The sequence below is a fragment of the Haemophilus sp. SZY H53 genome (genome assembly GCF_054332375.1).
Window position 1 is genome coordinate 157629 of record NZ_JBTGNV010000001.1, and the last position, 14825, is coordinate 172453.

Below are 14825 nucleotides of genomic sequence, written 5' to 3' on the forward strand. Positions count from 1 at the left end.
TTTAGAACATTCTTGGACCACGAGGCATAGAGCCAACTTGTTCACCATTCGCAACTTGCGACACAATGACTTTTTCACCTTCGTTTAAACCCGATTTGATTTCAGTTTTGAAATCATTTTGAACACCGGTTTCAACTTCGCGAGGTTCTGGCTGATTTTTGTCATTCAATACATTGACAAAGCTTTTGCCATCACGTTTTTGAATAGCCATATTGGAAACCAATAACACATCTTTCGCGTTGGCAATTTTGATGTTATTTTCTGTCGTCATTCCGATGCGTAAAGTACGATCTGGGTTATCAATCAACACATTCGCGTAGTAGTAGATTGCACTGGTCGTTGAGCTACTACTTGAGCTACTAGAAGTTGAGGTTGAAGAACTATCACTTGTCGTGGTATTGGCTGGATCAATAGAATCAATGACGGAGTGATACAGGGTTTGGCTATCCGATAAAATAGTAAAGCTCACTTCTTGACCGGCTTTCACTTTGGTAATGTCACCTTCTGAAATCTCAGGCTTAATTTTCATTTTGCTTAAATCGGCAATGGTTACAATTGTTGGCGTCGTTTGGTTGGCATTAACGGTTTGACCTTCAGAAACGGGTACAGAAATAACGGTACCGTCCATTGGGGCGGTGATTTTGGTGTAGCCCACATTGGTTTCTGCGGTATTCACTTCAATTTCAGCTTGTTTGATATTGGCTTCAATGGCTTCCATTTCAGCTTTTGCATTATCAAGGGTGCTTTTTGCGGTATTTACACTGTCCAAAGACGTGGCTTTTTGCGTATAAAGTTTTGATAAGCGGTTATAGCTTGAAAGGGCAACATCGTAAGCGGTTTTTTTCGCTTTTAATTGTGCTTGATAGCTAACTAACGCGGCCTTTTTTGTGTTTAAGGTATTAATTTGTGTGGTGGAATCAATATCAGCGATCATTTCGCCTTTTTTGATTTCTTGCCCTAATTTGACATAGAGTTTTGTGATTTTACCCGAAGCTTGGGCACCGACATCGACTTCATTCACGCTTTCAACTGAACCAGAAGCGACAACTGTTTTTTCAACATTGCCACGTGTAATGGATTCCGTCAGGTAAGTCGTTTCTTGTTTGCTATTGCTAGAGAAAAAATAATAAGCTGCACTAGCAGCAATGAGTAATCCGAGTAAAATAAAAAAGCGTTTTTTCATAAAGACGTGTCATCCTAAATAAAAAATGAACGTTTGTTCAGTGGGTGTGTATTCTAAAGGTAAACTTTTTAGTTTGCACGATAAATCTTCAAATTAGACCTAAAAATTCTAAAAAATTCCGTGTTAATTCAATGAAAGTGCGGTTAGTTTTGGGATCAAATTCACAACGCCTGACTTTTCGTATAGAATGGAGTAATTATTTTCAATTTATTGAGAAATTTATGAGCAATACAGAACACACTCTAGAAAATGCGGAAAATACCCGCACACACAATTTCATTACTCAAATTATTGATGAAGATTTAACTTCAGGTAAACATAAAAGCGTTCATACTCGTTTCCCGCCTGAGCCAAACGGCTATTTGCATATTGGCCATGCAAAATCGATTTGCTTAAACTTCGGCTTAGCAAAAGAATATAACGGTTTATGTAACCTACGTTTTGATGATACTAATCCGGTGAAAGAAGATGTGGAATATGTGGATTCTATCAAAGCGGATGTGGAATGGTTAGGCTTTAAATGGGAAGGCGAACCTCGTTATGCATCTGATTACTTCGATGCACTTTATGGCTATGCCATTGAGTTGATCGAAAAAGGTTTAGCGTATGTGGATGAGCTTTCTCCGGATGAAATGCGTGAATATCGTGGTACATTAACTGAGCCGGGTAAAAACAGCCCATATCGTGATCGTAGTGTCGAAGAAAACCTTGCGTTATTTGAAAGAATGAAAAACGGTGAGTTTGCCGAAGGGACATTAAGTCTTCGAGCGAAAATTGATATGGCATCGCCATTTATGGTCATGCGTGATCCCGTGCTTTATCGTATTAAATTTGCGAGCCATCACCAAACTGGTGAAAAATGGTGCATTTACCCGATGTACGATTTTACTCACTGTATTTCTGATGCCATTGAGCGTATTACACATTCTCTATGTACATTAGAATTCCAAGACAACCGTCGTTTATATGACTGGGTGTTGGAAAATATCAGTATTGAACGTCCATTACCGCATCAATATGAATTCTCTCGTTTAAATTTAGAAGGTACGTTAACCTCTAAACGTAAGTTATTGAAATTAGTGAATGATGGTATTGTGGATGGGTGGAACGATCCACGTATGCCAACAATTTCAGGTTTACGCCGTCGTGGTTATACCCCGGCTTCGTTACGTGAATTCTGTCGTCGTATTGGTGTGACTAAACAAGATAACGTTGTAGAGTATTCAGCACTTGAGGCCTGCATTCGTGAAGACTTAAACGAAAACGCACCTCGTGCAATGGCGGTGATTGATCCTGTTCGTGTTGTGATTGAAAACTTTGAAGGCGAAGAAACCTTAACAGCGCCAAATCACCCGAATCGTCCTGAATTAGGTGAGCGTCAATTACCATTTACAAAAGAGCTTTATATTGATCGTGCAGACTTCCATGAAGAAGCGAACAAACAATATAAACGTTTAGTGTTAGGTAAAGAAGTGCGTTTACGTAACGCCTACGTGATTAAAGCTGAACGTGTCGAAAAAGATGCAAATGGTGAAATCACCACGATCTTCTGTACTTACGATCCAGAAACGTTAGGTAAGAATCCAGCGGATGGTCGTAAAGTGAAAGGGGTAATTCATTGGGTATCTGCAGTGCATAATCACCCAGCGGAGTTCCGTTTATACGAGCGTCTTTTCACCGTACCCAACCCAGGTGCAGCAGAAGAAATCGAAAGCGTGTTAAATCCACATTCTCTCGTGGTAAAACACGGTTTTGTAGAACAAAGCCTCGCAAATGCGGAACCAGAAAAAGGTTACCAATTTGAACGCGAAGGTTATTTCTGTGCGGATAACAAAGATAGCCGTCCAGAGCACTTAGTGTTTAACTTAACCGTAAGCTTAAAAGAAGGCTTCTAATTCTAAACAACAAAGTGCGGTCAAAAATCACGTAAATTTTGACCGCACTTTTTTATTGGCTTGACTATGCAATTTGAATCTCATTTTTGGCAAAAAAAATCTCTCCTTGAAATGACGGAATCCGAATGGGAAGCCTTATGTGATGGCTGCGGAAAATGCTGTTATCGAAAATACATACAAGGGCGAGGCAAGCGTGAAAAACTCTATTACACACGCATTGCTTGCAATCTCTTAGATGTGGAAACAGGGAAGTGTCGTAATTATCCTGAACGTTTTAAAATCGAAAGTGATTGTACGAAATTAACCAAAAAGAATTTGCCTGATTTTGGTTGGTTGCCGAATACTTGTGCATATCGTTTATTGTATGAGGGGAAACCTTTGCCCGAATGGCATCCCTTAATCAGTGGCGATCCAGACTCAGTGAAAAAAGCAGGCATTTTAATTCAAGATGGCGTACACGAAGAAGATGTGATTGATTGGTTTGAATTTGTGACTGAAACTGAATAAATTTTCACTAATATACTTTTTGAAATTTGTTTTTTGATGTAGGTCACAATTTGCAATATTGGTAATTGTATTTCAATTGCACTTACTTATAATACTTAGTAAGTATTATGTAGAAGTATTATTCGTTGTATGCAAATGTCCTTATCATTCAAACAATCTGCTAAACATCTTGGCATTTCGTTTTCCCATTATGATATTGATGGGCATTTGATTGATGCATCGCCAACCAGTATTGATTATTTTATCGAGCAGTTGCAATTTCCGCCGAACATTGGACAAAATCAGCCGTTCCAAGATGTAATGTGTGCCTTTGAAAACGAGCCCATTCATGATGATTTAACCGCGTTTTCTTCTCCTCCAGATGCTTCTTTGCGTTATCAATTGCTCGACGAGCAAAACCAAATTCAGTTTGAAAAAACAATGCCATATTCAACCGCACTTTCATTGCCTGCTTTGCCTTTTAGCTATTATCGTTTAATGCTTTTTGTCGCTCAACAAATGAGAAAATGCAATCGGTTGTAAATTAATTAAGCTTCTAAAGCATAAAGGAGTATGTTATGACGAAACTAGTCGCGCAATCAGTAATTAATTCATTTTTTGATGGCAAACATGCCAATCCTTTTGCTGTATTAGGCATGCATGAGACCCACAATGGTATTGAGATCCGTACTTTATTACCAGATGCAGATAAAGTGGAAGTGATTGATAAAGAAACCCAATCCATGGTGGTTACTTTAGAAAGAGTGGATGAACGTGGCTTTTTCTCCGCTATTGTGCCAGACGTGAACCACTTTTTTGCTTATCAATTTAAAGTGTATTGGGGATCGGATGTGCATCTCATTGAAGATCCTTACCGTTTCCATTCAATGATTAATGATTTAGACCAATGGCTATTAGCAGAAGGTTCATTATTACGTCCTTATGACGTATTAGGTGCACATTTCTCCGAATGTGATGGTGTATCAGGTGTGAATTTCCGTGTATGGGCGCCAAATGCTAAACGCGTTTCGTTGGTCGGTGATTTCAACTATTGGGACGGTCGCCGTCATCCAATGCGTTTCCATCCCGCAAGTGGTGTGTGGGAATTATTCTTACCAAAAGCTAGCCTTGGTCAACGCTATAAATTTGAATTAATTGATTGCAATGGCAACCTTCGTTTGAAAGCCGATCCTTATGCATTCAGATCGGAATTACGTCCTGATACCGCATCAGAAATCAGTATGTTACCGGATGTAGTCGAAATGACGGAGCAACGTCGTAAAGCGAACCAACGTAATCAACCTATTTCGATTTATGAAGTGCATTTGGGATCATGGCGACGTAATTTAGAGAATAATTTCTGGCTTGATTATGACCAAATTGCTGATGAACTCATTCCTTATGTCAAACATATGGGCTTTACTCATATTGAGTTTTTACCGCTCTCCGAATTTCCATTCGATGGTTCTTGGGGCTACCAACCGATAGGCTTGTATTCTCCAACCAGCCGTTTCGGTACGCCAGAAGCTTTTAAACGTTTAGTCGAAAAAGCACATAAAGCAGGCATTAATGTCATTTTAGACTGGGTGCCTGGACATTTCCCAAGTGATACACATGGTTTAGCAGCATACGATGGCTCTGCCTTATATGAGTATGCTGATCCACGAGAAGGCTATCACCAAGACTGGAATACTTTGATTTACAACTATGGTCGTAATGAAGTGAAAAACTTCTTATCCAGCAATGCCCTGTATTGGCTTGAACGATTTGGTCTAGACGGTATCCGTGTAGATGCAGTAGCATCGATGATTTACCGTGATTATAGTCGTGCTGAAGGCGAATGGATCCCGAATCAATATGGAGGGCGTGAAAATTTAGAAGCGATTGAGTTCTTAAAACATACCAATTGGAAAATTCATTCTGAGGTGCCTGGCGCTATTTCGATTGCTGAAGAATCGACTTCTTTTGGTGGTGTAACTCATCCGACAGAAAATGGTGGACTTGGATTTAATTTCAAATGGAACATGGGCTGGATGAATGACACCTTAAGTTATATGAAACTCGATCCAGTTTATCGTCGTTACCATCACGACAAAATGACCTTCGGGATGATTTATCAATACAGCGAAAACTTTGTATTACCGCTTTCTCACGATGAAGTTGTACACGGCAAATGTTCGTTACTCGGTAAAATGCCGGGTGATACATGGCAAAAATTCGCGAATTTACGTGCCTATTATGGTTATATGTGGGGCTATCCAGGCAAGAAATTATTATTCATGGGTAATGAATTTGCTCAAGGTCGTGAATGGAATTATGAAGAAAGCTTGGATTGGTTTTTGCTTGACGAAAACCATGGTGGCCTATGGCATAAAGGCGTATTGCAATTAGTCAAAGATTTGAACGGAATTTATCAAAAAAATGCACCGCTCTTTGAACTAGACGGTGAGCCGGAAGGCTTTGATTGGTTAGTGGTAGATGATGCGGAAAATTCAGTTTTTGCTTTTGAACGTAAAAGTAGTAATGGCGAACGCATTATTGTGATCAGCAACTTCACCCCAGTACCACGTGAAGGCTATCGTATCGGTGTGAATGCCTCGGGTGAATACGAGGAAATTTTGAATACTGACTCAATGTATTATCAAGGTTCAAATGTAGGTAATTTCGGTTCAGTGAAAAGCGAAGCGATCGCCAGTTACGGACGTGATAATTCGATTAGCGTGACCATTCCGCCACTCGCAACAATCTATTTAAAATATAAAGCATAACAATAGCGAAGAACACGATGTTTAGTATTTATAACAATGGAAAACCTTCCCCAATGGGATATTCGCAAACGCTGGAAAATGGACTAAAAATTTCGAATTTTGCACTTTTTTCTAGTGCGGCGGATGCTATTGAACTTTGCTTGTTCCGTGATGGCAAAGAAAGCCGTTTTGCTATGAGCAGAACCGATGATATTTGGCATGTGGCAATTGAAGGAGTTGAGTTAAATGATGAGTATGCTTTTAGAATCACAGGCAAAAATGACCGCACTTTAGCCAATCCGCAAAAGTTAATGCTTGATCCTTATGCGAAAGCGGTCACTCATAAACCAGATTTGAGTTCATCAGAAGCCCGCTCAATTTTCTTGTTAAATGATGAACGAGATAATGCATCAGTTGCGCCTAAAGGTCGTATTATGGATGAACGTTTTGATTGGTCAGGGGATTGTAAGCCGTCTATTCTTTGGGCTCAAACCATTGTTTATGAACTGAATATCAAAGGATTTAGCCAATTAAATTCCCGTATTCCAGAAAATATCCGGGGTACTTATGCAGCGTTAGCACACCTAGAAAATATTGCGTATTTTAAATCATTGGGTATTACTAGCCTTGAATTGCTTCCAGTGAATTTCTTTATTGATGAACCGCATTTGCAAGAAAAAGGATTACGTAATTATTGGGGTTACAATCCACTAGCTATGTTTGCTTTAGAACCAAGTTATGCCGCTGATCAAAAACAGCCTTTAAATGAGTTTAAGAGCATGATCAAAACCTTGCATCAAGCGGGCATTGAAGTGATTTTAGATGTCGTATTTAACCATACGGCTGAATCCGAAAAATCATTTCCTACATTTTGTCAGCGTGGTATTGATGATGAAACCTATTACTGGCAAAACGAGCATGGAGGCTACCTCAACTGGACGGGATGCGGCAATATGCTCAATCTTGCTAATGATGTTACTCGCAAATGGGTATTAGATTGTTTACGTTACTGGGTAACAGAATGCCATGTAGATGGTTTCCGTTTTGATTTAGCCACAGTGTTGGGGCGTGAAACGCCTGATTTCAATCCGAATGCAAAATTGTTTGTGGAAATGGAACAAGATGACGTTCTACAAAAAATTAAATTAATTGCAGAACCTTGGGATATAGGCCATTACGGTTATCAAGTTGGGTATTTCCCCGCTTATTTCTCTCAATGGAATGATCGTTTCCGTGATGATATGTGCCGTTTTTGGCTATGGCAAAGTGGTGAGGTAGGCGTCTTTGCTGAGCGTTTTGCTGGCTCTAGCGATATCTTTAATCGTGAAGATCGATTACCACATGGCAGCTTGAACTTTATTACAGCCCATGATGGTTTTACGTTGCGAGATTTAGTGAGCTATAACCATAAATATAATGAAGCTAACGGTGAAGAGAACCGTGATGGACGGAATGAAAACTATAGCTACAATCATGGAATTGAAGGTTCTCAACTGGATTTAGCAGATGAATGGCAAAGTGCGGTCGAAAATAACCGTATTTTATCAGAAAAAGGCTTATTAGGCTCTTTATTACTGGCAAATGGTGTACCCATGCTACTTGCCGGAGATGAGTTCGGCAACAGCCAATATGGCAATAACAATGCCTATTGCCAGGATAATGAAATTACTTGGTTAAAGTGGGATGATTTTAACCAAACCTTATTTGACTTCACCAAGCAAACGATTGCATTGCGAAAAAAAATTAAAAGTTTGCAACAGGAGGCTTGGTGGTCGGATGAAAATGTCGTGTGGTTGAATACTGGGGGAAACCCGATGACCCTAGACGATTGGCATAATCGGGAAAGCAAAGCCCTACAAATCATGTTGGACGGCAAGTATCTTTTCTTAATTAATGCAAAAACTGAACCGCAATCTTTTTATTTTCCAAGTGGTAAATGGAAAAAGATTGCCGAAACTGAAAATAGCGTGATTCAACAATGTGATGTGAGCGGTATAGCATTTGAAGTGTTGGAACATATGGATGATGAAAACGATGGAGTTTGTTATGAAAAGTGATCTTAATAAATATGAATTAGTTAAAGATACTTTAGTGCTTATTTTGGCTGGTGGTCGTGGTTCCCGTTTACATGAATTAACAGATAAACGCGCTAAACCTGCGTTATATTTTGGCGGTAATCGTCGCATTATTGATTTTGCGCTTTCCAACTGTATTAACTCCGGTCTTAATCGCATTGGGGTCGTGACTCAATATGCCGCTCATTCTTTATTACGCCATTTACAAACAGGTTGGTCATTCTTACCACAAGAGCGTGGTGAATTCGTTGATATGCTACCTGCTCGTCAACAAATTGATGATTCTACATGGTACCGTGGTACAGCGGATGCGGTATATCAAAATATGGCGATTATCCGTAATCACTATCGTCCAAAATATATTTTGATTCTTGCAGGTGACCATATTTATAAACAAGATTACAGTGTCATGTTGATGGATCACGTGAGAAGTGGAGCAAAATGTACAGTAGGTTGTATTGAAGTACCACGTTCTGAAGCGAGTGAATTTGGTGTGATGGCAGTAAACGAAAATCTTAAAGTGAAAGCCTTCGTTGAAAAACCGAAAGATCCACCAGCAATGGTTGGCAAACCAGATACATCATTAGCCTCAATGGGTATTTATGTTTTTGATGCAGAATACCTCTACAAAATGTTAGATAGAGAAGTCAATACGCCTTGTACATCACATGACTTTGGTAAAGATGTGTTACCAAAATGCTTAGAAGAAGGTGTGCTTTATGCGCATCCGTTCAGCCGTTCTTGTACTGGACGTAACACTGAAGGCGAAATTTACTGGCGTGATGTGGGGACGCTTGATAGCTTCTGGCAATCTAATATCGATTTGGTTTCAGAAAATCCGCAATTAGACATTTACGATCAAAGCTGGCCAATTCGTGGTAATCCAGTACAAGCTTATCCATCTAAATTCTTCTATAAAAATGTGAATGTCAAACCGGTAGATAACTCGCTTATTGGAGGGGGTTGTGTGATTACTGATGCGTCAATCAGTAACTCTGTTTTATTCGACAGAATTAAAATCAATGAAGGATCTTCAGTTGATCACTGTGTTGTATTACCGCAAGTACAAATCGGTAAAAATTGCATATTGAAAGATTGTATTATTGATCGCCATTGTATCATTCCAGATGGAATGGAAATCGGTGTGGATAAAGCCCTTGATAGTAAACGCTTCCGCGTCAGTTCAACGGGTAAAGTTGTACTAGTTACATCGACAATGTTGAAAAGATTGCACGGTGAAGAAGTCACTAATGAAGAGCATTTGGACTAAAGTGCGGTTAATTTTGACAGTATTTTATTGAATTAAAAAGATTGTGCTGTTATCAATGATAGCACAATTTTAACTATAAAAGGAAAATTATGAGAGTTTTACATGTTTGCTCGGAGCTGTATCCCTTACTCAAAACAGGCGGACTTGCCGATGTTTTAGGGGCGTTACCTTTTGCCCAAAAAGAGATTGGTATTGATACACGTATTTTATTGCCGGCTTATCCAAAAATTTCTGCGGGCATTGAGAATACGCATGTCGTGACAGAATTTGATAATTTTGCAGGTCATGTTGTATTACGTTATGGCGAATACAATGGCGTAGGGATTTATTTAATTGATGCGCCACATCTTTATTGGCGAGAAGGGAATCCTTATCATGATACCGATTACAATGATTATGCCGATAACTATAAGCGCTTTGCTTTATTAGGCTGGGTGGGGGCTGAGCTTGCGACAGGCTTAGACAGTTGGTGGCGAGCAGAAGTAGTTCATGCCCATGATTGGCATGCAGGTTTAGCAGCAGCTTATCTCTTTAATAAAGGTCGTCCTGCAAAATCAGTATTTACGATTCACAATCTTGCTTATCAAGGGCAATTCGCACATCACCATTTACATGAAATTGGCTTACCAGAAGGGATGTTTCATGTTAATGGTTTAGAGTTATTTGGTCAAATCTCCTATTTGAAAGCGGGGCTTTATTATTCTGATATGGTGACAGCCGTTAGTCCTACTTATGCGAAAGAAATTACCACACCAGATTTTGCTTATGGCTTGCAAGGCTTATTAACGGGTTTACGTGAAGCTGGCAAGTTGGTAGGGATTTTAAATGGCGTAGATCAAGAAATTTGGCATCCAAGTTGTGATGCTTATATTCAGCATCACTACAAATTGAAATCCATTGCGGGCAAGAAGAAAAATAAAGCTGATTTACAAGCTTATTTCAATTTACCACAACAGCCAGATGCACTCTTATTTGTGATGGTGACTCGCTTAACGGAACAAAAAGGCGTGGATTTATTGATTGCGACAGCGGATGAAATTGTGAAACAAGGTGGTCAATTAGCGATTCTCGGTTCTGGTGCTAAACATTTGGAAGAGGGAATTTGTCAATTAGCACAACGTTACCCAGAAAATATCGCAGTAAAAATTGGTTATGACGAAGCACTTTCACATTTAATGGTTGCAGGCGGTGATGTGATTTTAGTACCAAGCCGTTTTGAGCCTTGTGGATTAACTCAATTGTATGGATTGCAATATGGCACATTGCCGCTTGTTCGTGCGACAGGAGGATTAGCGGATACAGTCACAAACTGTACAAGTGAAACCATTGAAGCGAGTACCGCAACAGGTTTTGTATTCCAGAAAGCCGAAGCTGATGATTTACGAAGTGCAATTCAGCATGCCTTTGCCTTGTGGCAAAAACAACGTGTTTGGGCGAGGATTCGTAATAATGCCATGGCACAGGATTTTAGTTGGAAAAATGCAGCCACTCAATATGAGCAGCTCTATTTAGGCATTTTAAATGCATAATTCAATAGATTGACTCTCTCTTCGAAATAATCGCCTTTGAAGGGGGAATTTTTGTTGTTTTTTTCATAAAAAAGCTTAAAATTTGTGCGATTTTTTATTGAGGTTTTACTTTCTATGATCATGGATAATTTTGATTCGCCATTTCTCTACAATCGACCAAGTCTTGATATTGAAGGCGTGAAAAAAGCAATTGTTTATAAATTAATTTTCTTAATTGGTCGTTCACCAAAAGAGGCGAGTCAACGTGACTGGCTCAATGCAACTCTCCATGCGGTGCGTGATTTAGTGACAGAAGGTTGGATTACGACTGCACGCCAATCTCGTGCAGAAGAAACTCGCCGTGTTTATTATCTTTCTATGGAATTTTTAATCGGCCGTACACTTTCTAATGCTATGATCGCAGAAGGCATTTATGATGTGGCACAAAAAGCCTTGGCTGAATTAAATGTTGATTTAGAAGAGATTATTGAAAAAGAAGTGGATCCTGGTTTAGGTAATGGTGGTTTAGGTCGTCTTGCTGCTTGTTTTATGGACTCACTGGCAACGTTAGCGATTCCAGCAATGGGGTACGGTATTCGCTATGAATACGGTATGTTCCGTCAAAAAATTGAAAATGGCCAACAAGTTGAGCGCCCTGATGATTGGTTAGAAAAAGGCGCACCTTGGGAATTTATGCGTCCATCAAAACGTTTCAGTATTGATTTTGGTGGTCATATTTATTTTGAAGGCAAAAAATGTATTTGGAATCCGGCTGAAAAAGTGACCGCACTTGCATACGACCAAATGATTCCTGGCTATAAAAATGATTCAGCATCAACGTTGCGTTTATGGTCTGCTCATGGTGGTGAGGTGTTTGATTTAGCCGAGTTTAACCGTGGTGATCACTTAGCAGCAGTTGCAACGCGTTCAGCTAACCAAAACCTTTCTCGTGTCCTTTATCCGGATGATTCTACTTGGAATGGCCGTGAGTTGCGTTTACGTCAAGAGTACTTCTTAGTATCAGCGTCTTTACAAGATATTCTCCGTCGTCATTTAAGAACCCATGGTACATTGGATAATCTTGCTGATAAAGTGGCGATTCACTTGAATGATACCCATCCTGCATTAGCCATTCCTGAGTTAATGCGTATTTTAATCGATTTACACGGTTACTCATGGCAACATGCTTGGGATAAGACTCGTCGCATTTTCTCTTACACTTGCCATACTTTAATGTCAGAAGCATTAGAAACCTGGCCGGTAGAAATGATGGCGAAAATCTTGCCTCGTCACTTACAAATGATTTTTGAAATCAATGATCATTTCCTTGAGTATGTAAAAACTTATGTTACCACCGATATGGACTTTATCCGTCGTGTTTCACTTATCGAAGAAGGATATCAACGTAAAGTACGCATGGGATGGTTGTCTGTTGTAGGTTCTCATAAAGTGAACGGTGTTGCGGCAATTCACTCAGATCTTATGGTGACATCAACCTTTGCTGATTTTGCGCGTATCTATCCAGAACGTTTCACCAATGTGACAAACGGTATTACACCACGTCGTTGGCTTGCGGTAGCAAATCCGAAATTAGCGGCTTTATTTGATCAATATATTGGTTCTGAATGGCGTTGCGATTTAAGCCAAATTGAAAAACTTAAAGCGTTTGCAGATAAAGGTGAATTTAAGCGTGCTGTCGCAGATATCAAATACGATAACAAAGTGAAATTAGCAGAATATGTGAAGAAAACACTTAACATCGATTTAGATCCGCATGCATTATTTGACGTTCAAGTAAAACGTATTCACGAATACAAACGTCAAATGCTTAATGTGTTACACATTATTGCTCGTTATAACGAAATGTTGGCACACACAGAAAAAGATTGGCAGCCACGCGTATTTATTTTAGCGGGTAAAGCGGCTTCGGCTTACTATGCGGCAAAGCAAACCATTCGTTTAATTAACGATGTCGCGAATGTCATCAATAACGATGAGCGCTTAAAAGGTCGTTTAAAAGTTGTATTTATCCCGAACTACAGCGTGAGTCTTGCACAATTAATCATTCCAGCATCAGATATTTCTGAGCAAATCTCTCTTGCAGGAACAGAAGCATCAGGTACCAGTAACATGAAATTTGCCTTAAATGGTGCGTTAACATTGGGTACACTTGATGGTGCGAACGTTGAGATTTTAGATAACGTTGGTAAGGATCATATCTTTATCTTTGGTAATACGGTTGAACAAGTTGAAGCATTACGTCGCGAAGGTTATCGTCCGTTTGATTATTATCAAAATGACGAGCAGTTACGTGAAGTCATTGATCAAATCATTCGTGGTTATTTCTCACCAGAAGAACCGAACCGTTATCACTCTCTCATTCAAGGTTTACAATACCACGATTATTATCAATCCTTTGCTGATTTTCGCAGTTATATGGAAGCGCAAAAAGCGGTAGATAAAAAATATCAAGATCGTGATGTATGGATTGCAAGTACCATTCAAAATATGGTGAATATGGGCTTCTTCTCATCAGACCGTACGATTCTTGAATATGCGAAAAATATTTGGAAAATTGAGCCGTTAAAACTCGAGAAGTAAGTTCTTTTCCACTCATAGAAAACCCTGTCGGATTATTTCCACAGGGTTTCTTTTTATGCTAAAATCCACCGTCAAATTTATTGTTCATTCAGATTAGGAAAAAGTATGAAAGTTTTAGAAGGTGCGGTAGCTGCGCCAAATGCTAAAATCGCAGTGGTGATTGCTCGTTTTAACAGTTTTATTAATGAAAGTTTATTAGAAGGTGCGGTAGATGCATTAAAACGTATCGGCCAAGTGAAAGATGAGAATATTACAATCGTTCGAGCACCAGGTGCGTATGAACTTCCATTAGTAGCACGTCGTTTAGCTGAAAGCAAAAAATTTGATGCGATTGTAGCATTGGGTACAGTAATCCGTGGTGGTACAGCTCACTTTGAATATGTGGCTGGCGAAGCAAGCAGCGGTTTAGGTCAAGTAGCAATGCAAGCTGAAATCCCAGTAGCATTCGGTGTTTTAACCACTGAAAATATTGAACAAGCTATCGAGCGTGCAGGTACTAAAGCAGGTAACAAAGGTGCAGAAGCAGCATTAACTGCACTTGAAATGGTGAACCTTTTACAACAAATTGATGCGGCATAATTCAAATGACAGAGAAAAAAGAACCTGTAAAAAAAGTATCACCACGTCGTAGAGCGAGAGAATGTGCGGTTCAAGCATTATATTCTTGGGCGCTGTCTGGTAACGCACCAGAACAAGTGGAACTCACTTTCGTTATAGATCAAGATTTAAAAGGTGTGGATAAACCTTATTTTAGCCGCCTTTTCCGTCAAACTGTTGCGAATGTAGAAGCTGTTGATTTTTCAATGAGCCATTATTTAGATCGCGCATTGGATGAATTAGATCCTATTGAAAAAGCGATTTTACGTTTAGCGGTTTACGAACTTCAATTTGAGCCAGATGTACCGTATAAAGTGGCGATTAATGAGGCAATTGAAGTGGCGAAAGTGTTTGGTGCAGATGAAAGCCATAAGTACATTAACGGTGTATTGGATAAAGTCGCTCCTGCATTAGGTCGCAAATAATTATTCAAATGTAGGGTAGACAAATGTCTGCCCTTTGT

11 protein-coding genes are annotated in these 14825 nt (G+C 39.5%); 10 read left to right on the forward strand and 1 reads right to left on the reverse strand.

Annotated features, from left to right (window positions below):
• Position 1: 1 nt before the first annotated feature.
• A complete protein-coding gene (locus ACXVWB_RS00850; RefSeq protein ID WP_289901707.1) occupies positions 2 to 1183 on the reverse strand; it encodes an efflux RND transporter periplasmic adaptor subunit in 1182 nt (393 codons plus the stop codon).
• Between the two features lie 221 nt (positions 1184 to 1404).
• On the opposite strand from ACXVWB_RS00850, the gene glnS reads away from it, so the two are divergent.
• The 10 genes from glnS (at position 1405) to nusB (ending at position 14787) form a co-directional block, all read left to right on the forward strand.
• A complete protein-coding gene (gene glnS, locus ACXVWB_RS00855) occupies positions 1405 to 3078 on the forward strand; it encodes a glutamine--tRNA ligase (RefSeq protein WP_289901708.1) in 1674 nt (557 codons plus the stop codon).
• Positions 3079 to 3144: 66 nt separating this feature from the next.
• Positions 3145 to 3585 (forward strand): YcgN family cysteine cluster protein, encoded by a 441-nt coding sequence (locus tag ACXVWB_RS00860; RefSeq protein WP_289901709.1) that lies wholly within the window; start codon positions 3145 to 3147, stop codon positions 3583 to 3585.
• A gap of 129 nt (positions 3586 to 3714) precedes the next feature.
• A complete protein-coding gene (locus ACXVWB_RS00865) occupies positions 3715 to 4107 on the forward strand; it encodes a 4-alpha-glucanotransferase (protein WP_297568140.1) in 393 nt (130 codons plus the stop codon).
• 35 nt (positions 4108 to 4142) lie between these two features.
• A complete protein-coding gene (glgB, locus tag ACXVWB_RS00870) occupies positions 4143 to 6332 on the forward strand; it encodes a 1,4-alpha-glucan branching protein GlgB (RefSeq protein ID WP_289901711.1) in 2190 nt (729 codons plus the stop codon).
• 17 nt (positions 6333 to 6349) lie between these two features.
• On the forward strand, positions 6350 to 8368 hold the full coding sequence (gene glgX, locus ACXVWB_RS00875) for a glycogen debranching protein GlgX (RefSeq protein WP_289901712.1): 2019 nt from the start codon (positions 6350 to 6352) through the stop codon (positions 8366 to 8368).
• Positions 8358 to 9656: a glucose-1-phosphate adenylyltransferase gene (glgC, locus tag ACXVWB_RS00880; RefSeq protein WP_289901713.1), complete on the forward strand. Its 1299-nt coding sequence runs from the start codon at positions 8358 to 8360 to the stop codon at positions 9654 to 9656. Before glgX ends, glgC begins: the two co-directional genes overlap by 11 nt.
• Positions 9657 to 9745: 89 nt before the next feature.
• Entirely contained in the window at positions 9746 to 11185 is a 1440-nt protein-coding gene (gene glgA, locus ACXVWB_RS00885) for a glycogen synthase GlgA (RefSeq protein WP_289901714.1), read from the forward strand.
• Between the two features lie 114 nt (positions 11186 to 11299).
• Positions 11300 to 13765 (forward strand): glycogen/starch/alpha-glucan phosphorylase, encoded by a 2466-nt coding sequence (locus tag ACXVWB_RS00890; protein WP_297568133.1) that lies wholly within the window; start codon positions 11300 to 11302, stop codon positions 13763 to 13765.
• A gap of 105 nt (positions 13766 to 13870) precedes the next feature.
• Positions 13871 to 14344, forward strand: coding sequence for a 6,7-dimethyl-8-ribityllumazine synthase (gene ribH / locus ACXVWB_RS00895; RefSeq protein WP_005695997.1), 474 nt, complete (start codon positions 13871 to 13873; stop codon positions 14342 to 14344).
• Between the two features lie 5 nt (positions 14345 to 14349).
• On the forward strand, positions 14350 to 14787 hold the full coding sequence (gene nusB / locus ACXVWB_RS00900) for a transcription antitermination factor NusB (protein WP_289901716.1): 438 nt from the start codon (positions 14350 to 14352) through the stop codon (positions 14785 to 14787).
• Positions 14788 to 14825: the final 38 nt, after the last annotated feature.